The organism is Paracoccus beibuensis, from assembly GCF_026162625.1.
GTDB classification, from domain to species: domain Bacteria; phylum Pseudomonadota; class Alphaproteobacteria; order Rhodobacterales; family Rhodobacteraceae; genus Paracoccus; species Paracoccus beibuensis.
This window is the reverse complement of the sequence record NZ_JAOTBD010000003.1, coordinates 93603-113750: the sequence shown is the minus strand read 5'-3', so window position 1 is coordinate 113750 and position 20148 is coordinate 93603. Positions and strand designations below refer to the sequence as shown.

The window sequence follows — 20148 nt, the reverse complement described above, 5'->3', positions numbered from 1 at the left end:
TGAAAGCGGATTACCAGCTGAAATCGGCGGCGCTCTCCGCATCGACGACCTGGACATCGATCGGCACCTCTTTCGGAACCACGCTGGCGCCCCAGTGCTGGGCAAGCGCCATCCCGAGGCCAACGCGAATCTGGTCGCGCGGGAACTGCGCGGTCGTCTCGATGAACGGGCCGCCGTCGGCGATGGCCTGCACCGCTTCCGGCGCGCCGTCGACCGAGGTCAGCTTGATGTCGCGGCCCGAGCCCTGGATCGCGGCCAGGGCGCCCATCGCGCCACCGTCGTTGACCGAGAAGATGCCAGCCAGGTTCGGGTGCGACTGGATCATGTTCTCGACCACGCCGAGCGCGACCGAGCGGTCCTGGCGGCCGTTCTGGGTGTCGACCAGGGTGATGCCCTCATGCTCGGCCAGCGCTTCCTTGCAGCCCTCGACACGCTCCAGGATCGGAACGACGGGGATGCCGTCCAGGATCGCGACTTCGCCCTGCCCGCCAAGCGCCTCGGCCAGGTAGTTGCAGGACTGGTAGCCCGCGTCGCGGTTCTTGGAACCGACGAAACTGTCCACGGGGCCGTTCGCGTTGGCGTCGACCGCCACCACGACCACGCCCTGGTCCTTGGCCATGCGCACGGCGGCTTCGACGCCGGCGCTGTCGGTCGGGTTCAGCAGCAGGATGTCGATGTCCTGCTGCAGCATGTCCTCGACGTCCGAGATCTGCTTAGCCACGTCATGGCCCGCGTCGGTCACGATGACCTCGGCGCCGATCGATGCGGCGGCCTCGTTCAGGGCCTCCTGCATGGACACGAAATAGGGGTTGTTCATTTCCTGGAACGTCATGCCGATCTTCAGCTGATCGTCCTGGGCGGCGGCGAAACCGGCCGAGGCGGCAACGCCGAGCGCGGCAACGGATACGGTCTTGAGCAGGGTCTTCATGAGGGTCCTCCCGTTGATGAAGCTGGTGATCCCCGGCGGCGGTTGCGCAGGGGGAATGGGTCGGGGCGATCAGCTGGCCATGCGGATCGTGCGATTGGCCGCGAAGGTCGCGCGGAACTCTGACGGCGACATCTTCTTCAGTTTCAGAAAATGCCGGTTGAAGTTCGACAGGTTGGAAAAGCCGACGTCGTAGCAGATGTCGGCCACCTTGGCGTCGGGGTCCGACAGCAGCATGTGGCAGGCCAGGTCGATGCGCAGCTGGTTGCGATAGCGCACCAGCGTCGTCCCGGTATGGCGCTTGAAGGACCGCGAAAAGGCGCTCTGGCTCTGGCCGGTCAGTTCGGCCAGTTCCGTCTCGCTCAGCGGTTCGTGCAGGTTTTCCCGCAGATGGCCGATGGCGCGGTTCATGTCGGATTCCTCGGCCCGCTCCAGGTCCAGAACGAAGCTGAGGCTGGCCAGCGTCTGCGACTTGGGAGCGTTCGCCAGCAGGTCGAGAATCTGGAAGAACAGCCCCAGCCGGCGGACACCGCGCACCTCGATCAGGTCGCCGATCAGCGGACGGACGGCGCGGCTGGTGGCGTCGTCGAACAGGATGCCGCGGCGGCTGCGTTCCAGAAGGTGACGCACGGCCTCCATCTCGGGGAAGGCCTGGCGCGCGTTCTCGATGAAGCTTTCGGGGAACTGGATCACCTCGGTCCGCTGCGGCACGACCTCGTCCATGCCGATGGCGCTGATCCAGTTCTGCGGCAGGTTCGGGCCGGTCATGATCAGCTGGCCGGGGCCGAACTCTCCGACGTGATCGCCGATATAGAACTTGCCGGTCGTCGCCACGACCAGGTGGATTTCGTATTCGGGATGAAAGTGCCACCGCACCGTCCGGAACGGATAGCCATGCTTCCACGCGGCGAAGGATTCACCCTTGCGGATATGCACCAGTTCCAGATCAGGTTGCATCTTCCCCCCTTCCGCACCGGCGCGGCCCGCTTTCGCGGTGCCGTCCCCCTGTCGGCGCCGACTCGGAAAGTATCACCCTATGGGCAGAGCAGGCCACGACTGCAGCCGCTTTCTTCCGATACTTTTTTTACATCAGACAGCCGGATTTCATCAGCCTGGAATTTGCGCACACGCGGAAGGCGAAGCCGCAATTGCAAAGGCACGCTGCGCTGCAGCGTGCCTTTGGGTGTTCATCCAGTCGGATAGCGGTTCGGCACCGGCCCAAAAGTGCTAGTGCAGGCTGCGCAACTGCGGATAGGCCCGGCGGAACACATCGTACTTTTCTGCATAGCGCGCAGAGAGGTTGGGATCGGGCGCGACCTCGCCTGCGATCTCGGGCGCGGCGAAGATCCGGTCCGAGACTTCACCTTCGGCACAGGCCGCTGCAAGACGCGCCGCCCCCAATGCGGCACCAAGATCACCGGATCGGGGCTTAAGCAGCGTCAGCCCAGTCACCGCCGCGATGATCTGCAGCCACTGGTCGGACCGTGCCCCACCGCCCACGACATAGGCGGCGTCCATTTCCGACCCGGCGGCGCGCATGGCGCGGTCGCAGTCGGCGAAGGCCATCGCCACGCCCTCCATCACCGACTGCACAAGGTCGGGCAGACCGGTCCCGCGCGTCACCCCCCAGAAGGCCGCCGTCGCGCCCGGGTCGTTGTGCGGCGTCCGCTCGCCCGACAGATACGGCAGGAAGCCTGCGCGCGCGGGCGCGGTGACCTGCGCGGGCAGCAGCCCCGCCAGGTCCGCGACGGGTCGGCCGGCGATCTCTGACAGCCATGTCAGGCCGTCGGTCGCGGACAGGAACACGCCCATCTGGTGCCAGGTGTCCGGCACCGCGTGGCAGAAAGCGTGAACCGCGTCCTGCGTGTTCGGTGCAAAGCTGTCTGTTGCGGCAAAGAGCACGCCCGAGGTTCCCAGCGACAGGAACCCGGTCCCCGGCGCCACGATCCCCATTCCGCATGCGGTCGCGGCATTGTCGCCGCCGCCACCCGCCACCGGCACCTGCGGCACGCCCCACCGCTGCGCCAGTTCGGCGCGCAGCGTGCCGGACACGGCCGAGCCTTCGACAAGGGCAGGCATGTGCCCGCGCGACAGGCCCGTCGCGGCCAGCAGCTCGTCCGACCAGTCGCGGCGCTTGACGTCCAGCCAAAGCGTGCCGGCGGCGTCCGACATCTCTGACACGTGGTCGCCGGTCAGCCACAGCCGGACATAGTCCTTGGGCAGCAGCACCTTGGCCGTGCGGGCAAAGATGCCGGGCTCGTTCTGCGCGACCCAGAGCAGCTTCGGCGCGGTAAAGCCCGCCATGACGATGTTGCCGCCGATGCCGCGGAAATCCGCCTTGCCCTCAAGTTCGGCGCATTGCGCGGCAGATCGGCCGTCGTTCCACAGGATGCAGGGGCGCAGCGGCCGGTCGGATGCGTCCAGCAGCGTCGCACCGTGCATGTGACCCGACAGGCCGATGCCCCGCAGCGCCGCCATTGCGTCGGGCTGCGCCGTGGCCAGTTCGCCGATGGCGCTTTCGCAGGCCGTGATCCAGCTGTCGGGGTCCTGCTCGGACCAGCCGGGCGCGGGGCGCGACACGGTCAGCGCGGCATGGGCCGCGCCGATCTCGGCGAAGGTGCCGTCCAGCAGGATCGCCTTGACGCCCGAGGTGCCGATATCCAGTCCAAGATACATGGAGATTCCCTTATTCGGCCGGCATTTCGATCTGGATCTTGACGTCGGTCTCGCGCCCCTCGACCGCGCGGTCGAAGGCGGCGATGCTGTCCTTGAACGGCACCGTCAGAGAGATCAGCGGCTTCAGGTCGACCTTGCCCGCCCCGATCAGCGAGATCGCGCGGTCATAGACGTTGGCATACCGGAAGACCGTTTCGACCCGCAGCTCCTTCGCCTGAAGGCCCACGATGTCGAAAGGCACCGGATCGACCGGCATGCCGACGAGGACGATGGCTCCGCCCGGACGCGCAAGCTGCGGCACGCCCAGGACGGCGGGCGCCGCGCCCGAACATTCGAACACGACATCCGCCCCCCAGCCGTCGGTCGCCTTGGCAGTTGCCTCGGCCGCGGGGGTTTCGCGAATGTTGATGGTCTCGATGCCGGGATAGGCGCCGATGATGTCCAGCTTGGGTTGGGCCAGGTCGCTGACGTAGACCTTGGCGCAACCGCCGGCCAGCGCGGCCAGCGCGGTCATCATGCCGATGGGGCCTGCACCGGTGACCATCCCGATGTCGCCGGGCTGGATGCGCGCCCGCATGGCGGCCTGCATGCCGATGGCGAAGGGCTCGACCATCGCGCCTTCCGCGAAGGACACGTTGTCGGGCAGCCGATAGGTGAAGGCGGCGGGGTGCACGATTTCGGGCGTCAGACAGCCGTGGACGGGGGGCGTGGCCCAGAATCGCACGGCCGGATCGACGTTGTAGATGCCCATCTTGGACGCCCGTGACGTCGGGTCGGGGATGCCAGGCTCCATGCAGACGCGGTCGCCGACGGACAGGTGGCGAACCTGGTCGCCGACCTCGATCACGATGCCGGACGCCTCGTGGCCCAGGACCATCGGCTCATTCACGATGAAGGGGCCGATCTTGCCGTGGGTGTAATAATGCACGTCCGACCCGCAGACACCGACGGTGCGGACGGCGATCCGGACGTCGGACGGACCCAGGTCCGTGTCCAGCGCGATGTCGCGCATCGACAGCTGACCCTTGCGTTCGAGAACCAGTGAAGTCGGCATGGGATCTCCTCCTTGAAGCCGGCGGTCCGGGTGGCGTGGTGCAGGACCGTTGGCGATGCAGCATCACCAATGCGGCACCCAGTAAACGGTGCGGGATAGCCGCCGCCGCATAAATTTCCCCGACAGTAAAAAAACTATTGGCCGGGTCAAGCGAACTGCATGCGCCCGGGCCGCAAGGTTGCGGTCAGGAACAATTGGCGCGCGTCCTTGTTAGCGCAGCCGGACGACCAGCCGCTGGTCACGACCGGATCAAATCTTGAGGAGAGCAAGAGGATGACAGCCCTCGCGGCGTACCAGAACATTTATCCGGACGCCGTGGCGTGCCGTTACAAGACAGCCACGCATGCGGCCTGAGCGCCGCACCAGCAGAAGGCCCCTGGCAAGTTCTCGCTGCACCGTGCTGACGGCGGCAGTGCTGGCGCTGTCGGGATGCGAGGGGGTGCAGTCCGTCCTCTCGCCCGCCAGCGAGGATGCGCGGATGGTCGCGGACCTCGCCTGGTGGATGTTCGCGACCGCCGCTTTCATCTTCATCGTCACCATCGGCATGCTGATCACCGGCATCGCCCTGCGCCACGGGCGCGAGGCGCGGCGGATCTCGTTCCGGAACGCGACCATCATGGTGGTGATCGGCGGCGTCATCGCGCCCATCGCCGCCATCGTCGCGGTCAGCCTGTCGGGCGTCATGATCGGCGATGAGGTCGAGGGCGAGGCGGGCATCGCAGGTCCCGTCATCGAGGTCCACGGCAAGCGCTGGTGGTGGGAGTTCCGGTACATGGACCGCGACGGCAACGTCGTCGCCACCACCGCCAACGAACTGCACCTGCCTGCGGGCCATCGCAGCACCCTGCGGCTGATGTCCGACAACGTCATCCACAGCTTCTGGGCACCGAACATCCAGGGCAAGACCGACCTGATCCCCGGCAAGGTGAACACGCTCTATGCCGAACCCGAGGCCGCGGGGCGCTGGCGCGGCCAATGCGCCGAGTTCTGCGGCCTTCAGCACGGCCTGATGGGTTTCGTTGTCGAGGCTCGTCCGGTGGACGACTTCGCCCGCTGGCTGGAGGCGCAGGCAAGCGATGCGGCGGTGACCGAGGGGCGCGGACTGCAAGTCTTCATGGACCTCGGCTGCGGCGACTGCCACGCCATCCGCGGAACGCCAGCCGATGGGCAGAAGGGCCCCGACCTGACGCACCTGGCCTCGCGCCAGACGCTGGCGGCGGCGACCATCCCGAACTCTCGCGGGAACCTGGGCGGCTGGATCACCAGCCCGCAGGACATCAAGCCCGGCGCGCTGATGCCCGCCTTCGCCCCGCCGCCCGACGACCTGAACGCCCTGCTGACCTATCTGGAGGCGCTGGAATGACCGATGACAGCCCCGCGCTGGACCTGCGGGAACGCACGGACGACGAAAGCCGCCAGCGGCTGGCGCGGATCGAGGCCACATGGGCCTCGCCCAAGGGCTTTCTGGGCTGGTTCATGCCCGTGAACCACACCGCGATCGGGCGCCGGTTCATCGTGACATCTTTCGTGTTCTTCCTGCTGTCGGGCGTCCTGGCGCTGGCCATGCGGCTGCAGCTTCTGGTGCCGCTGAACGGCCTGCTGACACCGGAACAGTACAACCAGTTCATGACCGTTCACGGCACCGCGATGATGTTCCTTTTCGCGATCCCGGCGATGGAGGGGCTGGCGATCTACGTCGCCCCCCTGATGCTGGGCGCCCGCGACATGGCTTTCCCGCGCCTGAACGCCTTCGGGTACTATGTCTACCTGATCGGCGGAACGGCGTTCTTCCTGTCGCTGTTCTTCGGCATGGCGCCGAATGCGGGCTGGTTCAACTATGTGCCCCTATCGAACAAGGAATTCGCGCCCGGCTATGGCGTCGACATCTGGACCACGATGATCACCTTCATCGAGGTGTCGGCCCTGACCGCGGCGGTCGAGCTGATCGTCACGATCTTCAAGCTGCGTGCCCCCGGCATGTCGCTGAACCGAATGCCGATCTTTGTCTGGGCGGTGCTGGTCATGTCGTTCATGATGCTCTTCGCGATGCCTTCGGTCATCGTGGCGTCCGCGATGCTGATGATGGACCGGCTGGTCGACACGCAGTTCTTCGTGACCGAGGGCGGCGGCTCGCCCCTGCTCTGGCAGCACCTCTTCTGGTTCTTCGGACACCCCGAGGTCTATATCATCCTGGTTCCCGCCCTAGGCATCGTGACCACGATCATTGTCACCTTCACGCAGCGCCCCGTCTTCGGCTATACTGCGCTGGTGCTGGCGATGGTGGGCATCGGCATGGTGTCCTTCGGACTGTGGGTCCACCACATGTACACGACCGGCCTGCCGCTGATGGGGCGCAGCTTCTTCATGGCGGCGTCGTCGATGATCGCGATACCGTCGGGCGTGCAGATCTTCTGCTGGATCGCGACCATGTGGGGCACGAAGATCCGCTTCGCAACGCCGATGCTGTTCGTCTTCGGCTTCTTCGCGGTCTTCATTGCGGGCGGCCTGACCGGCGTCATGGTCGCGTCCGTGCCCTTCGACCGGCAGGTCCACGACAGCTATTTCGTGGTGGCGCATTTCCACTACGTGCTGGTGGGCGGCGCGGTCTTCCCGCTGACGGCGGGGCTGTACTACTGGTTCCCCAAGCTGACCGGGCGGATGATGTCCGAACGCCTCGGCCGGTGGAGCTGCCTGCTGATCTTCCTGGGCTTCAACCTGGCGTTCTTTCCCATGCACCAGCTGGGGCTGGAGGGGATGCCGCGCCGCGTCTACACCTATGTCCCCGAGATGGGCTGGCAGTTCCTGAACCAGCTAGCCACCGTGGGGTCGTTCGTGCTGGCGGCGGGCTTCGGGCTGACGCTGATCAACGCGGTCCGCAGCGTCTTCCGGGGCGAGGTCGCCGGCGACAACCCGTGGAACGCGACGACGCTGGAATGGGCCACGGCGTCGCCGCCGCTGAACAGCAACTTTCCGCAGCCTCCGGTCGTCGACAGCCACACGCCGATCTGGGACTGGCAGCAGGACGACGAGCGCCCCGTCGTCGGCGGGCTGCGCGACGACCGGCGCGAGACGCTGGTGACGACGCTTCTGGATGCGCGTCCGGCCATGGTCCAGGTGCTGCCCGGCCCGACGCCCTGGCCCTTCGTGTCCGCGGTCGCGGCCTCGGTCGGCTTCATCGGCCTGATCTTCAGCCCGTGGTTCTATGTCTTCGGCATCCTCGCCATCTTTGTCACCTTCGTGCTGTGGTTCTGGCCCCGCCACCCCTATCGGGAGAAGTGATCATGCATGTCCGCGTGACCGTCGATGCGTCCGAGCATCCGTCCTTCGACCCGCATCACCATCCGCTGTGGTGGGGCGTCCTCGGCGCCGTGGCGATCGAGGCCGCGGTGGTCGCCACGCTGCTGACCAGCTATTTCTATCTGGCGCTGCAGTCGCCCGCCTGGCCGCCCGAGGGCGTCGATCCGCCGGACCTGTTCTGGCCCACGGTAGTCCTGTGCCTGCTGCCGGCCAGCAGCTGGACGATGTGGTGGGCCGGCAAGGGCTCGGATGCTGGGCGCAAGCGGCAGCTGGCGATCGGAGTGACGGCCAGCGTGGCGATCGCGTCGCTGGCGCTGGTGGCGCGCTCGGTGCAGTTCACCGCCCTGGACATCCGGTGGGACGACCACGCATATGGCTCGATGCTGTGGACGATCACGGGGTTTCACTACACCCATGTCGTCTCGGCCATCCTTGGCACGGTGGTCGTGTCGGTGCTGGCCTGGCGCGGCTACTTCACGCCGGAACGGCAACTGGGGGTCGTGGTGGACACGCTCTACTGGTACTTCGTTGCCGCGGTGTTCCTGCCGATCTACCTGGTGCTCTACTGGGTGCCGCGGGTGCTGTCATGACCCGCAAGCCCGAAAGCCACCGGCTGCCCGAGACACGCGACGACGACAACAGCGACCTGATCCTGGCCCACCAGGAGGGGCGCGAGGCGTTGACCCCCTGGGTCGGCTGGTTCCTGGCGCCGATGGCCTGGGCGCTGCACCAGGGCGGCGGCTATGCGATGGCGCCCTGGCTGTGCGAGTTCCATGTCCGCTGGCCCTATCACGTGCTGACCGCCGTGGTGTTGACGCTCTGCTTCATCGGCTTCGGCGCGGCCCTGCATGCGCTGCATCGCGGCCGCAAGGTCCGCCCCCACCGCAGCGCCGAGCGTCTGCGCATGATGGCCCTGGTCGGCTTCATGCTCTGCGCTGCGGCCTGCGGGGGGATCCTTGTCGAATATGCCGGGTCCTTCTGGATCGACCTCTGCACGGGAGTCTGAAGATGAGAGTCCTTGCCACTGTCCTGCTGTTTCTTCCCACTGCCGCGCTGGCCCATGCTGACCATGCCGCGCCGGTCAATGACACCTGGGCAATTGTTCCGCTGGTTCTTGGTGGCGCGATCTATGCCGCGGGCCTGGCGCGGCTGTGGCGACAGGGCGGGCCCGGACGCGGGATCACCCGGACGCGGGCGGCGCTGTTCGCCGGTGGCTTCCTGCTGGCCGCAGTCCTGCTGCTGTCGCGCCTGTCCGACCTGACGAAGCTGCTGCTGACGGCACACATGATCCAGCATTTCGCGCTGATGCTGATCGCCGCGCCGCTGATGGTGCTGGGGCGGCCGGGGCTGGCGGCGCTGTGGGCCGCGCCGCAGTCCTGGCGGGGGCGGCTGGCGCGGGCGGGGACCGCCCTGCCCTGGCGTGGGCTGGCGCATCCGTTGGGCGCGTGGATCACCTATTTCGTCGTCCTCTGGGGATGGCACCTGCCGCCGCTGCACCAGGCGGCGCTGCGGTCGGATGCCATCCACGCGGTGCAGCATTTCTGCTTTCTTGGCGCGGCAATGCTGTTCTGGCACGCCGTGCTGGAGCGCCCGCGCGCCGAGAGCCGCGGCGGCGCCTTCATTGCCGTCTTCGCGACCGCCGTGCAGTCCTGCGCGCTGGCGGCCTTGCTGACCACGTCGCAGGTGCTGTGGTACCCGGCCTATGGCGGGGGCGCCTGGGGGCTGGACCGGATGCAGGACCAGCAGCTGGGCGGGCTGATCATGTGGGTTCCCTGCTGCGCGATCTTCATCGGCACCGCCGTCGCGCTGATGGCGCGGCTGCTGTCAGATTCCGACCGCCGCATGCAGAGGACCGCAAGGTGAAGACGCCGCTGCTCTTCTCGCTGGCGCTCGGGTTTTGCCAACCGGCAGGCCAGCTGTCGCAGGATGAGACGGCGCAGGCGCGCGCGCTGTTGACCTCGTACGGGTGCTGGTCCTGCCATGTCGTGCCGGGCATGCCCGGCCCCGCGTCGAACACCGGCCCGCCGCTGACGGGACAGGCGCAGAAGGCCTATGTCGCGGGGGTGGTGCCCAACACCGCCGACATGCTGACCGCCTTCATCATGGACCCGCGCCGCATCGACCCGCTGACCGCGATGCCCGAGCTTGGCGTCACGGAAAGCGAGGCGCGGCTGATCGCGCTCTATCTGCTGGACCACGGGGGGGCGCGATGAAACGCTGGCTGAGCGCCTTCCTGATCTCGACCGGCTCCATCGCGGCGGCTGGCGCAGGCGCGCTGCTTCTGGGCGAATTCTACAACCTGTCGGCGATCCGGCAGCACCCGGCCTGGGTCTATGGCGCCATCGCGCTTGGCCGCGACGCGGTGATCGCAGTCGATGCGGCTGGCATCGACATTCCCGATGGCTTCGCGCCGCGCGCCACGCCGCGCAACGCCGCGCTGTTCCAGGAAAACTGCGCCCGCTGCCACGGCGCCCCCGGCCTGCCGCCCGAGGATTTCGCGCTGGCCATGCTGCCCGTGCCGACAAGCCCCGTGGACATGGCGATGCACCGCTCTCCGGCAGAGATCTATCGCTTCGTCAGCGAAGGCCTCAAGATGAGCGGCATGCCCGCTTGGCAGCAGCGCATGTCCGAGGCGCAGATGTGGGACGTCACCGCGCTGGTCGAGGCGCTGCCCGACCTGTCGCCCGTCGAATACCAGGCGCTGCTGCGCGAGGCCGGCGACAGCGCCGCGCCAGAATTCCCCAAGACCTCCGACGGGTTCCTGAATCCCGACCGGGGCCGGCGACTGATGCAGCAATACGCCTGCCGGTCCTGCCACATCATCCCCGGCCTGGTGGGCCGCGACGTGCGGGTCGGTCCCCGGCTGGATCGCGCGGGCTCCCGCCGCTATGTCGCGGGGGTGCTGCCCAACACGCCCGAGAACATGGTCCGCTGGATCATGAACCCGCAAGAGGTCGATCCGCTCAGCGCGATGCCCGACCTGGACGTGCCCGCCGACGTGGCGGCCGACATGGCCGCCTATCTCTATCAGCTGTCGCCGCCAGACCTGCCCGGCCCCCCGGAAGCCGAGCGATAGCGCCTGACCGCCGGGGCCGCCGTCACCCCGTGGATCAGGATCGAGGCCGCGACCATCGCACTGGCCACGTGCCAGTAGATCATGTCGCCCGTCTTCTCTGCGGCATCGAGGCTGTAGAACATCGCGGCCACGCCGATGGGCGCGAACCAGCCCGCGAACATGAGGTCGCGCCGGCGCAGGCCCGCCCCCAGCATCGGGGACAGCGCCGCCACCACCGGGGGCCGGCGCAGCAGCAGGATTCCTCCGACCAGCACCAGCAGCGGCCAGCCGATACCGGCCCACCCGCCCCAGGGAATGGCCAGCCCGAACAGGGTGAAGATCGGCACCGTCAGCAGCTTGCTGATGGTTTCCTGCACCGACTGCTCCTCGAAATCCTCGCGCCGATTGGCGAAGAAGCAGAAGCCCGCGCCTGCGGAAAAGGCGGCAAGAATGTCATCGACACCGACCACGCGCGCCAGCGCCAGCGCCACCAGCGACAGCGCGATCGTGAGGCCGTGGAAGGAATGCTGCTCGGCCAGCTTGTGGCGGTCCGAGATCTTCAATGTCTGCGCCACCAGCCAGCCCGCCGCCAGGCCCAGAAGGGCAGCGCCCAGAACCTCCTTGAACAGGATCAGCGCCACCCGGGCCGCATCCAGGTCGTGCCGCTCCAGGATCACCGTCAGCGGCAGCATGACGAACAGGTAGCCCAGCCCGTCATTGGCGCCCGATTCCAGCGACAGGGTGCTGCGCAGCCGGTCCGGCAGGATCCCCTCAGCGAAGGGACCCGTCACGATCGAGGTTGCCACGACCGGGTCCGTCGGCGTCAGGATCGCCCCGATCAGCAGCGCCGTCGCGGCGCCAGCCCCCAGCCCCCCCCAGGCCACCAAGCTGGACATCGCCCACATCCCCGCCATCCCCAGCGTCAGCAGCAACGCAGTCGGCCGCGCCGCCCGTCGCCAGCTTTCGGGCGGGGTGCGGATCGCGATGCCCAGTACGCTGACCGCGATGGTGATGCGCGCGGCCTCTTTCAGGATGGTGTGGAGATGCGGCCAGTCCTGCGGCTGAATCCAGCCGGCAACCGCCGGTCCGGCCAGGATGCCCGCCGTTGTCGCCAGGATCGGGGTCGAGATCCACGACCGCTCCAGCATGGCCGAGACCATTCCCAGCACCAGCGGCACCGCCGCGAGCAACAGCATCACCTGATAGATCGTCTTCACGACGCACCTCTCCATGTCCGCCTGACCAACCGCAGCATCCCGTCGATGTTCCGATGCGCCCCCGCGGGAACCCGGTCCGCAGTCATCAGAGTTTCATGTGTATGTCGCGGGGCAGTCATGTTGGCCCCGTAGGTCGCGCGACGAAAGGTGTCGGCAATGCCCCATATCCGTGCCAGCGGTCTGGCAAAATCATTCGATCGCACCCGTGTGCTGCATGATATCGACCTCGACCTGCCCGAGGGCGCGTTTCTTGCGCTGCTGGGTCCGTCGGGCTGCGGCAAGACCACGCTTCTGCGCCTGATCGCGGGGCTGGAGGTCCCGGATGCGGGGCAGCTGCATTTCGGCGACCGGATGATCCTGGGGCCGAACCGCTTCGTTCCGCCCGAGGATCGCAATCTGGGAATGGTCTTCCAGTCCTACGCGCTCTGGCCGAACATGACGGCGCGCGGCAATGTCGAATTCGCGCTGAAGGCCCGCCGCCTGCCCGCGGCCGACCGGAACGCCCGGGTCGAAGAGATGCTGCGGGCCATGGGCCTTGTCCACCTTGCCGACCGCCGCCCGCACGAGCTGTCGGGCGGGCAACGCCAGCGGGTGGCGCTGGCCCGATCGCTGGCGTTGCGCCCGTCGCTGCTGCTGCTGGACGAGCCGCTGGCGAACCTGGACGCGCATCTGCGCCACCGGATGCTGGCCGAGTTCCGGCGCCTTCACGCCGCGACCGGCACGACCTTCGTGCTGGTGACCCATGACCAGGACGAGGCGATGGCCGTCGCCAGCCACATCGCGGTCATGGACGACGGACGCATCCAGCAGGTCGGCACGCCCGAGGATCTCTATCGTCGTCCGGCGACGCCCATGGTCGCCCGGTTCATCGACCACGGGATCACGCTGCCGGTGACGGTCGCCACGGTGCGCGATGGCCGGTGCGACCTGACGGTTGGGGACGGCGCCCTGTCCCTTCCCGGCAGCGCGCGGCCAGGCCGCGGCTGGCTGTGCCTGCATCGGGCGGACCTGCGCCAGGCGGAGGGGCGGGGCCACCTGCAGGCCGAAGTCCTGTCACAGACCTTCCTCCACGGCCGCTACCTGACCCATGTCCTGCCGCAGGGCCTGGAGGTCGATTCGCTGTCCGTGGCTGTCGACCGGCCGCTGCCCGTCCAGAGCCGGATCGGCATCGACATCACCGGCGGCTGGGTCATCGACCGCGACCCCCAGGGCCCGCGGCGGACCGCCCCGGCTGCCATGGTGCACGCCCATGCCTGAGCTGCACGCGATTTCTGGCGTCGGCGTCAAGGGGCCGGCCTGCTTCCTGCTTCAGATGGAGGGGCGTAACCTGCTGCTGGACCTGGGGCGCGGCCCCGACGGCGCGACGCTGCCCGAACCTGGCGGCCTGCCGCCCATCGATGCCATTCTCTTCAGCCACGGCCACGCCGACCACACCGGCGGGCTGGAGCTGTGGGAAGGGCTGGGCAAGCCGCCGCTGTACGCAACGACGCCCACCATCGCGCTGGCCCGCGACCCTGCGCTGCAGCAGGCGACGGCGCTTGATGGGGTGACGCAGATTTGCGGGCTGCCGCTGCTGACGGGCGCCGCGGGCCATGCCCCCGGCGCCGTCTGGATGCGCATCGGCGGCGAAGGCGGGCTTCTCTATACCGGCGACATCAGCGCCGAGAGCGTGCTTTTCCAGTTCCAGCCACCGCCCGCCGCACGGGCGCTGGTGCTGGACGCCTCCTACGGGGCGGCGGGCGAGACGCTGCGGCGCCAGACCCAGACCATCCTGGCGCTGGCCGACCAGCCGGTGCTGTTCCCCTGCCCCGCTGGCGGCCGCGGGCTGGAGATGGCATGGACCTTCCTTCGGCGCGGCCTGCCCGTGTCGATCTGCGCGTCCCACCGCAAGGTCATCCGGCGGCTGCTCGACTTCCCTGAATGGCTGACCGCCGGCAGCGTCGTCGCGCTGGACCACCTTCTGCAGCATGCCGGTGAACTGGAAGACGACTCGGCCATCGCGGGGATCATGATCGCGGCCGGTCCCAATGCCGAGCGCGGCACCGCTGCCGTGCTGGCGCAGCGGATTGCGCAGGACGGCGGTGGAAGGATCGTCTTGACCGGCCATGTCGCCGAAGGCAGCCCGGCCGAGGATCTGCTGTCGCAGGGCCGCGCGGAATTCTACCGTTGGAACGTCCATCCCTCGTTCAGCGGGGCCAACGACATCGTCAGGGCCTGCGCCCCCCGAACGATGATCGCCGCCTTCTGCGACCCCGGCACGCTTTGCCGGCTGCGGGCGGCCAGCGGCTGGCCCATCGCCCCCGGCGGAAGGCTTGCGTGGTGAGCCTTCTCGACCATCCGCACTTCCACCTTCTGCGGCACGGCCAGACGGCGCTGAACGCCGCCGACCTGGTCTGCGGCGCAACCGACGTGCCGCTCGGCGAACTGGGCCAGCGGCAGGCCCGGGATGCCGCGCTGGCCTGGCGGCACCTGCCCGTCGGGCGGCTGATTGTTTCGACCATGCTGCGCGCGCGCCAGACGGCGACGACCATCGCGGACCAGCGCCCCGGACTGCGGATCGAGGAAGCGCCGCTGCTGGCCGAACGCGACTGGGGCGTCTGGGAGGGTCAGCCCCGCGCAGTCCTCGTCCGCGCCGCGACACCTGACGGCGGCGAAGGCCTGCAGGCGTTCCGCAACCGGATCCGCGCCGGTGTGGCCGCCATCGCCGCGCCGGACGCGGGCGAGGACCCGCCCCTGATCGTCGCTCATTCCGGCACCGTGCGCGAGATCTTTGCCCTGCTGGACCTGCCCTTCCGGCGTCCGGGCAACTGTGCGCTGATCACCCTGTCCCGCGACGATGCCGGCCGATGGTCCGCCACGCAGCCGCGAACGGCTCCCGACACCTCCAGTTTCAACCCCAAGAGGATCGCATGACCCGCACCATTCTTCTGTCGACAGCCCTGACCGGCCTGGCCCTGTCCGCCCAGGCCGAGACGCTGACCGTCTATACCTCGCAGCCGCAGGAGCAGATGACGGACGTCATCGCCGCCTTCAACAAGGAGCACCCAGAGATCGCGGTCGAGCTGTTCCGGTCCGGCACGACCGAGGTGATGGCCAAGCTGCAGGCCGAATTTGCCGCCGGCGGATCGCCCGCCGACGTGCTGTTGATCGCCGACGCGGTGGCGATGACACAGCTGAAGCAGGAAGAGCGGCTGATGGCTTACCCCGAGGCCCCGACCGACGGCATCGCGCCCGCGCTGCTGGATGGCGACCGGATGTTCTTCCCCACGAAGCTGATCACCACCGGCATCGTCTATAACACCGATCTGGTCGACACGCCGCCGACCGCGTGGGCGGATCTGGCGAAACCAGAGGTCGCCAACCAGACGATCATGCCTTCGCCGCTCTATTCCGGTGCGGCGGCGATCCATGTCGGCACGCTGGTCCAGCAGCCGGACATGGGCTGGGACTTCATGGAGGCGATGGCCGATGGTGGCGCCGTGGCGGGCCAGGGCAACGGCACCGTGCTGGAAGCCGTGGCGCGGGGCGAAAAGGCCTATGGCGTTCTGGTCGAATACATGGCGATGAACGCCAAGGAGCAGGGCTCTCCGGTCGACTTCGTCTTTCCATCCGAAGGCGTGACGGCGGTGACGCAGCCGGTGGCGATCATGGCCGGCACCGACGCACCCGATGCCGCGAAAGCCTTTGTCGACTGGCAGCTGTCGCAGGCCGCGCAGGCGCAGTCGGTCGGACAGGGCTATTTCCCGCTGCTGAAAGGCATGGAGGTGCCGGCAGGCTATCCCGACCCCGCCACGCTGACGATGATCGAGGCCGACAACCCCAGGCTTCTGGCCGACGGCGAAGAGGTCAAGCAGAACTTCGCCGACCTCTATGGCGGCTGAACTGCGCCTTCTTGGCGACCAGAGGACCGGCGGTGGCGAGCGCCTGCTTGCCATCGCCCTTTGCGCCTATGTCGGGCTGATCACGATCTGGCCGCTTGGGCAGCTGCTGCTGACCGCGTTCCGGCCGGGCGACGAAGGTCAGCTGCTGGGCGTCATGCGTGACACGCTGTCGTCGCGGGCGACCGGCCGGGCGTTCTGGAACACGCTGACCCTGTCGCTGATGTCGGTCGCGGTGTCCGTGACGCTTGGGGGCGCGCTGGCGCTGGCGGTGGGGCTGTTGCGGATGGCTTTTCGCGCGGCGCTGTCCTTCCTGATCCTGATGCCACTGATCATCCCGTCCCAGGTGACCGCGTTGGCCTGGATCGAGCTTCTGGGCACGCAGTCCCCCATCCTGTCGCCACTGGGCCTTGCACCCGCGCCGGGCAGCGGCAACCCGCTCTATTCCGGTTTCGGGATCGCGCTGGTCATGGGGATCGAGCACATGCCCCTGGTCTTCATCGCCATCCGCGCCGCGCTGAAGTCGCTGCCCGCCGACCTGGTCGAGGCCGCGCGCATCGCCGCCATCGCGCCCCGGCTGGTGCTGGCGCGGATCATCCTGCCAGTCACCCTGCCCTCGGCGCTGGCGGGGGCGCTTCTGGCCTTCACGGCGGCGGTCGGCAACTTCGGCGTTCCGGCGCTGCTGGGCATTCCGGGGCGCGTGCCGATGCTGACGACGCTGATCTATCAGCGGCTGAACGGTTTCGGACCCTCGGCTGCGGGCCAAGTCGCGGTGCTGGCGCTGATCCTGACGCTGATGGCGGTGGCGGCGCTGGCGCTGCGCGGCCTACTGATGCGCCACCTGACCATGCGGATCGAGGACGGGCGCCGCTTCCGGTCCGGCCGCCGCGCGCCTCTCTGGGCTCAGGGGCTGATGTGGGCGGCTGTGCTGGTCATCGCCGTGCTGCCGCTGACGGCGCTGGTCCTGACCTCGCTGGTGCCCGCAATCGGCGTGCCCTTTTCGGTCGAAGTCGCAAGCCTCGAGCAGTATCGCGCGGTCTTGGCCAACGATGCCGTGGCGCGGGCCTTCGCCAATTCGCTGATGCTGTCATGCGCGGCGGCGTTGATCTGCGCGCTGGTGGCGCTGCCGCTGGCCTATCTGGCCACGCACCGTCCCGGCCCGGCGGTGGCGGCCATCGATCTGCTGGCCGAGGCGCCCTGGGTCGTGCCCGGCACGGTGGTCGCGCTGGCCATGATCCTGGCTTTCCTGCCCCCTCTGCCGGGGATCGGGGTGTCGCTCTATGGTACGGCGGCGATCATCCTGATCGCCTATCTGGCGCGGTTCCTGCCGCTGGTGCTGCGGCCCGTGGCGGCAGCGGCGCAGGGCGGCGACCCGGCTTTGGACGAGGCCGCGCGTATTGCGGGTATCGGCCTCTCCGTCCGCCTTGGCCGGATCTTCGCACCCTCGGTCCTGCCCGCCGCGCTGGCAGGCGCAGTCCTGATCGTGATGACCGCCATGAACGAGCTGACGCTGTCCGCGCTGCTGTGGTCGTCGGGGCAAGAAACGATCGGGGTCATGGTCTTTTCCCTGCAGTACGAGGGGAACTCGACCGCCGCGGCCGCCGTGTCGGTGCTGTCGACCTTGCTGCTGTTCGCGCTTTGCGCACTGGCCGACCTGCTGGGGCGGCGCGGCGGCGACGTTCTGCCGTGGCGCGGCTGACGCTCAGCCGGCCTTGGGCAGCTGTTCCTGCCGCCACGCCTCGGGCGTGGTGCCCACCTTGTCGCGGAAGATCCGGATCAGGTGCGAGGCGTCGCAGAACCCGGTTTCGGCGGCGATCTGGCTGATCGTCCGGTCCGACCTTCCCAGCAGCAGCCGCACCTGCGACAGCCTGACCCGCAGGAACGCGTCCGAGGGCGACATGCCCAGCTTTTCGGTGAAGTGCCGCTCCAGCTTGCGGCGGCTGACCTGCAGACGCTCGGCCATCTCGGCGACCGATGGCGGGTCGTCCAGGTTCTGCTGCACCATCAGCAGTGCGCGCCGCACCAAGGGGTCGCGGCTGGTCAGTTCCAGCGGCAGGCCAGGCTGAGGCTGGTCAGCGGCCATTGCCTCGTCGATGATCATGATGTGCAGGCTTTTCCGCGCGGCGGCGCGGCCGATGTGACGCTCGACCAGCAGGGCCGCCAGATGGGCGGAACTGGCCCCGCCCGAACAGGTCAGCCGGTCGCGGTCGACGACGAAGATGCGGTCCGACACCGGCACCAGCCCGTCGAACCTTTCCAGAAAATCGTCGTGATGAAACCAGCTGACGCAGCAGCGATAGCCGTTCATCAGCCCCGCCCGGTGCAGAAGGAACGCCCCGGTGCAGACGCCGACCAGCGCCACGCCCGCCCGTGCCGCGCGATTCAGGAACGCCTCCTGTTCCGGGTCCAGCCGTTCGGCCTGGTCGATCAGCCCGCCGACCACCACGACATAGTCGAAGCGCGACGGGTCCCCCAGCCGTTCGTCGGGCGTCACTGCGATGCCGCAGCTGGACCTCACGGGGTCACGGCTGGTCGACAGCACGCTCCAGCTGCAGCGGATCGGGCGCGAACGGTCGCCTTCGTCCGCGGCCAGCCGCAGGACGTCGATGAAGTTCGCGAAGGCCGACAGCGTGAAGCGTCGGGCGAGGATAAAGCCGACGCGCAGGCCGGGGGCGGAATCAGATGATGGCATGGCGCAAAGATAACATGAACATGACGCAGTTCTACAGTGAGTCGGCGTCATGTTCTGTCACAAAGCGCGGAACCGTCACCGCCCGAAGGACCCGCGCCATGTCACATTTCTCTGCGATGTCCCTGCTCAGGAACGCGCTGACCGGCCACAAGGGCTGGCGCGAACAGTGGCCCGACAGCCAGCCCAAGGCCGAATATGACGTCGTCATCGTCGGCGCGGGTGGCCACGGCCTGGGCGCGGCCTATTATCTGGCCAAGGAACACGGCATCACCAATGTCGCGGTGATCGACAAGGGCTGGCTGGGCGGCGGCAACACGGGCCGCAACACGACCATCATCCGGTCGAACTATCTGTATGACGAAAGCGCGCGCCTTTACGATCACGCCCTGGACCTGTGGGAGAACCTCTCGCAGAAGCTGAACTACAACGTCATGTATTCCAAGCGCGGCGTGATGATGCTGGCGCACAACGTCCATGACGTGCAGTCCTTCCAGCGCCACATCCACGCCAACCGCCTGAACGGCGTCGACAACCGCTGGCTGTCGAAGGAGGAGGCCAAGGCCTTCTGCCCGCCGCTGAACATCAGCCCCGACGCGCGCTATCCGGTGATGGGCGCGGCGCTGCAGATGCGGGCGGGCACGGCGCGCCACGACGCGGTGGCCTGGGGCTATGCCCGTGCCGCCGCCGCGCGCGGGGTGGACATCATCCAGAACTGCCCGGTCATCGCGATCCGTCGCGGGCCCGACGGTGCGGTGCAGGGCGTGGACACCGCCAAGGGCTTCATCAAGGCCAGGAAGGTCGCGGTGTCGGCCGCCGGCAACACCAGCGTCGTCATGGACAGCGCGGGCGTACGGATGCCGCTGGAAAGCTTTCCGCTGCAGGCGCTGGTCAGCGAGCCGGTGAAGCCTATCTTCCCCTGCGTCGTGATGTCGAACACCGTCCACGCCTATATCAGCCAGTCGGACAAGGGCGAACTGGTCATCGGCTCGGGCACCGATCAGTACACCAGCTATAGCCAGCGCGGCGGTCTGCCGCTGATCGAGCACACGGTGGCGGCCATCTGCGAGGTCTTCCCGATCTTCAACCGCATGCGGATGCTGCGGAAATGGGGGGGCATCGTGGACGTGACGCCGGACCGCAGCGCGATCCTGGGCAAGACGCCGGTCAAGGGCCTGTATGTCAACTGCGGCTGGGGCACGGGCGGCTTCAAGGCCACGCCGGGCGCTGCACATACGCTGGCCTGGACCGTCGCCAAGGACGAGCCTCACCCGATCAACGCGCCATTCACCCTTGAACGCTTCACCACCGGCCGTCTGATCGACGAAGCCGCCGCCGCCGCCGTCGCGCACTGAGA

General features: G+C 68.1%; 19 protein-coding genes. 13 read left to right on the top strand and 6 right to left on the bottom strand.

What is annotated here, in order from left to right:
- Positions 1 to 10 precede the first annotated feature (10 nt).
- From OC159_RS03380 to OC159_RS03365, 4 genes are all read right to left on the bottom strand, one after another.
- Positions 11 to 928 carry an ABC transporter substrate-binding protein gene (locus tag OC159_RS03380; RefSeq protein WP_265499744.1) on the bottom strand — a complete coding sequence of 306 codons (918 nt, stop codon included), beginning with the start codon at positions 926 to 928 and terminating at the stop codon, positions 11 to 13.
- A gap of 69 nt (positions 929 to 997) precedes the next feature.
- On the bottom strand, positions 998 to 1882 hold the full coding sequence (locus OC159_RS03375) for an AraC family transcriptional regulator (protein WP_265499743.1): 885 nt from the start codon (positions 1880 to 1882) through the stop codon (positions 998 to 1000).
- Positions 1883 to 2152: 270 nt separating this feature from the next.
- On the bottom strand, positions 2153 to 3601 hold the full coding sequence (gene xylB / locus OC159_RS03370) for a xylulokinase (RefSeq protein ID WP_265499742.1): 1449 nt from the start codon (positions 3599 to 3601) through the stop codon (positions 2153 to 2155).
- A gap of 10 nt (positions 3602 to 3611) precedes the next feature.
- Positions 3612 to 4655 carry an NAD(P)-dependent alcohol dehydrogenase gene (locus tag OC159_RS03365; RefSeq protein ID WP_265499741.1) on the bottom strand — a complete coding sequence of 348 codons (1044 nt, stop codon included), beginning with the start codon at positions 4653 to 4655 and terminating at the stop codon, positions 3612 to 3614.
- A gap of 397 nt (positions 4656 to 5052) precedes the next feature.
- Between OC159_RS03365 and OC159_RS03360 the strand changes: the two genes are divergently transcribed.
- From OC159_RS03360 to OC159_RS03330, 7 genes are read left to right on the top strand one after another with little or no spacing between them, the layout of a single operon-like run.
- Positions 5053 to 6018 (top strand): cytochrome c oxidase subunit II, encoded by a 966-nt coding sequence (locus OC159_RS03360; protein WP_265499740.1) that lies wholly within the window; start codon positions 5053 to 5055, stop codon positions 6016 to 6018.
- Positions 6015 to 7934 (top strand): cytochrome c oxidase subunit I, encoded by a 1920-nt coding sequence (ctaD, locus tag OC159_RS03355; protein ID WP_265499739.1) that lies wholly within the window; start codon positions 6015 to 6017, stop codon positions 7932 to 7934. The genes OC159_RS03360 and ctaD overlap by 4 nt, the downstream gene beginning before the upstream one ends.
- A 2-nt stretch (positions 7935 to 7936) precedes the next feature.
- On the top strand, positions 7937 to 8542 hold the full coding sequence (locus tag OC159_RS03350) for a cytochrome c oxidase subunit 3 (protein WP_265499839.1): 606 nt from the start codon (positions 7937 to 7939) through the stop codon (positions 8540 to 8542).
- Entirely contained in the window at positions 8539 to 8958 is a 420-nt protein-coding gene (locus OC159_RS03345; protein ID WP_265499738.1) for a hypothetical protein, read from the top strand. Before OC159_RS03350 ends, OC159_RS03345 begins: the two co-directional genes overlap by 4 nt.
- A gap of 2 nt (positions 8959 to 8960) precedes the next feature.
- Positions 8961 to 9815, top strand: a complete 855-nt coding sequence (locus tag OC159_RS03340; protein WP_265499737.1) for a cytochrome c oxidase assembly protein — start codon at positions 8961 to 8963, stop codon at positions 9813 to 9815.
- The gene (locus tag OC159_RS03335) at positions 9812 to 10165 is read left to right on the top strand and encodes a c-type cytochrome (protein ID WP_265499736.1); all 354 of its coding nucleotides are present in this window, start codon (positions 9812 to 9814) and stop codon (positions 10163 to 10165) included. The genes OC159_RS03340 and OC159_RS03335 overlap by 4 nt, the downstream gene beginning before the upstream one ends.
- On the top strand, positions 10162 to 11028 hold the full coding sequence (locus OC159_RS03330; protein ID WP_265499735.1) for a c-type cytochrome: 867 nt from the start codon (positions 10162 to 10164) through the stop codon (positions 11026 to 11028). The genes OC159_RS03335 and OC159_RS03330 overlap by 4 nt, the downstream gene beginning before the upstream one ends.
- Here OC159_RS03330 and OC159_RS03325 read toward each other — a convergent pair.
- A complete protein-coding gene (locus OC159_RS03325; protein ID WP_265499734.1) occupies positions 10980 to 12224 on the bottom strand; it encodes a cation:proton antiporter domain-containing protein in 1245 nt (414 codons plus the stop codon). The two genes, OC159_RS03330 and OC159_RS03325, sit on opposite strands and share 49 nt — an antisense overlap.
- A gap of 156 nt (positions 12225 to 12380) precedes the next feature.
- On the opposite strand from OC159_RS03325, the gene OC159_RS03320 reads away from it, so the two are divergent.
- From OC159_RS03320 to OC159_RS03300, 5 genes are read left to right on the top strand one after another with little or no spacing between them, the layout of a single operon-like run.
- On the top strand, positions 12381 to 13481 hold the full coding sequence (locus OC159_RS03320) for an ABC transporter ATP-binding protein (RefSeq protein ID WP_265499733.1): 1101 nt from the start codon (positions 12381 to 12383) through the stop codon (positions 13479 to 13481).
- Positions 13474 to 14547 carry an MBL fold metallo-hydrolase gene (locus tag OC159_RS03315; RefSeq protein ID WP_265499732.1) on the top strand — a complete coding sequence of 358 codons (1074 nt, stop codon included), beginning with the start codon at positions 13474 to 13476 and terminating at the stop codon, positions 14545 to 14547. The genes OC159_RS03320 and OC159_RS03315 overlap by 8 nt, the downstream gene beginning before the upstream one ends.
- A complete protein-coding gene (locus OC159_RS03310; protein ID WP_265499731.1) occupies positions 14544 to 15137 on the top strand; it encodes a histidine phosphatase family protein in 594 nt (197 codons plus the stop codon). Before OC159_RS03315 ends, OC159_RS03310 begins: the two co-directional genes overlap by 4 nt.
- Positions 15134 to 16105: an ABC transporter substrate-binding protein gene (locus tag OC159_RS03305; RefSeq protein WP_265499730.1), complete on the top strand. Its 972-nt coding sequence runs from the start codon at positions 15134 to 15136 to the stop codon at positions 16103 to 16105. The genes OC159_RS03310 and OC159_RS03305 overlap by 4 nt, the downstream gene beginning before the upstream one ends.
- Positions 16095 to 17801 carry an ABC transporter permease gene (locus OC159_RS03300; RefSeq protein ID WP_265499729.1) on the top strand — a complete coding sequence of 569 codons (1707 nt, stop codon included), beginning with the start codon at positions 16095 to 16097 and terminating at the stop codon, positions 17799 to 17801. The genes OC159_RS03305 and OC159_RS03300 overlap by 11 nt, the downstream gene beginning before the upstream one ends.
- A 3-nt stretch (positions 17802 to 17804) precedes the next feature.
- Here OC159_RS03300 and OC159_RS03295 read toward each other — a convergent pair whose 3' ends face one another.
- On the bottom strand, positions 17805 to 18794 hold the full coding sequence (locus tag OC159_RS03295) for a GlxA family transcriptional regulator (protein ID WP_265499728.1): 990 nt from the start codon (positions 18792 to 18794) through the stop codon (positions 17805 to 17807).
- 98 nt (positions 18795 to 18892) lie between these two features.
- On the opposite strand from OC159_RS03295, the gene OC159_RS03290 reads away from it, so the two are divergent.
- The gene (locus tag OC159_RS03290) at positions 18893 to 20146 is read left to right on the top strand and encodes a sarcosine oxidase subunit beta family protein (RefSeq protein ID WP_265499727.1); all 1254 of its coding nucleotides are present in this window, start codon (positions 18893 to 18895) and stop codon (positions 20144 to 20146) included.
- Positions 20147 to 20148 lie beyond the last annotated feature (2 nt).

Bases quoted from the DNA above. Each gene is read 5' to 3' on its own strand.
- OC159_RS03380 (WP_265499744.1), bottom strand. From the start codon at position 928: ATGAAGACCCTGCTCAAGACCGTATCCGTTGCCGCGCTCGGCGTTGCC.
- OC159_RS03375 (WP_265499743.1), bottom strand. From the start codon at position 1,882: ATGCAACCTGATCTGGAACTGGTGCATATCCGCAAGGGTGAATCCTTC.
- xylB (WP_265499742.1), bottom strand. From the start codon at position 3,601: ATGTATCTTGGACTGGATATCGGCACCTCGGGCGTCAAGGCGATCCTG.
- OC159_RS03365 (WP_265499741.1), bottom strand. From the start codon at position 4,655: ATGCCGACTTCACTGGTTCTCGAACGCAAGGGTCAGCTGTCGATGCGC.
- ctaD (WP_265499739.1), top strand. From the start codon at position 6,015: ATGACCGATGACAGCCCCGCGCTGGACCTGCGGGAACGCACGGACGAC.
- OC159_RS03350 (WP_265499839.1), top strand. From the start codon at position 7,937: ATGCATGTCCGCGTGACCGTCGATGCGTCCGAGCATCCGTCCTTCGAC.
- OC159_RS03345 (WP_265499738.1), top strand. From the start codon at position 8,539: ATGACCCGCAAGCCCGAAAGCCACCGGCTGCCCGAGACACGCGACGAC.
- OC159_RS03340 (WP_265499737.1), top strand. From the start codon at position 8,961: ATGAGAGTCCTTGCCACTGTCCTGCTGTTTCTTCCCACTGCCGCGCTG.
- OC159_RS03330 (WP_265499735.1), top strand. From the start codon at position 10,162: ATGAAACGCTGGCTGAGCGCCTTCCTGATCTCGACCGGCTCCATCGCG.
- OC159_RS03320 (WP_265499733.1), top strand. From the start codon at position 12,381: ATGCCCCATATCCGTGCCAGCGGTCTGGCAAAATCATTCGATCGCACC.
- OC159_RS03315 (WP_265499732.1), top strand. From the start codon at position 13,474: ATGCCTGAGCTGCACGCGATTTCTGGCGTCGGCGTCAAGGGGCCGGCC.
- OC159_RS03305 (WP_265499730.1), top strand. From the start codon at position 15,134: ATGACCCGCACCATTCTTCTGTCGACAGCCCTGACCGGCCTGGCCCTG.
- OC159_RS03300 (WP_265499729.1), top strand. From the start codon at position 16,095: ATGGCGGCTGAACTGCGCCTTCTTGGCGACCAGAGGACCGGCGGTGGC.
- OC159_RS03295 (WP_265499728.1), bottom strand. From the start codon at position 18,794: ATGCCATCATCTGATTCCGCCCCCGGCCTGCGCGTCGGCTTTATCCTC.
- OC159_RS03290 (WP_265499727.1), top strand. From the start codon at position 18,893: ATGTCACATTTCTCTGCGATGTCCCTGCTCAGGAACGCGCTGACCGGC.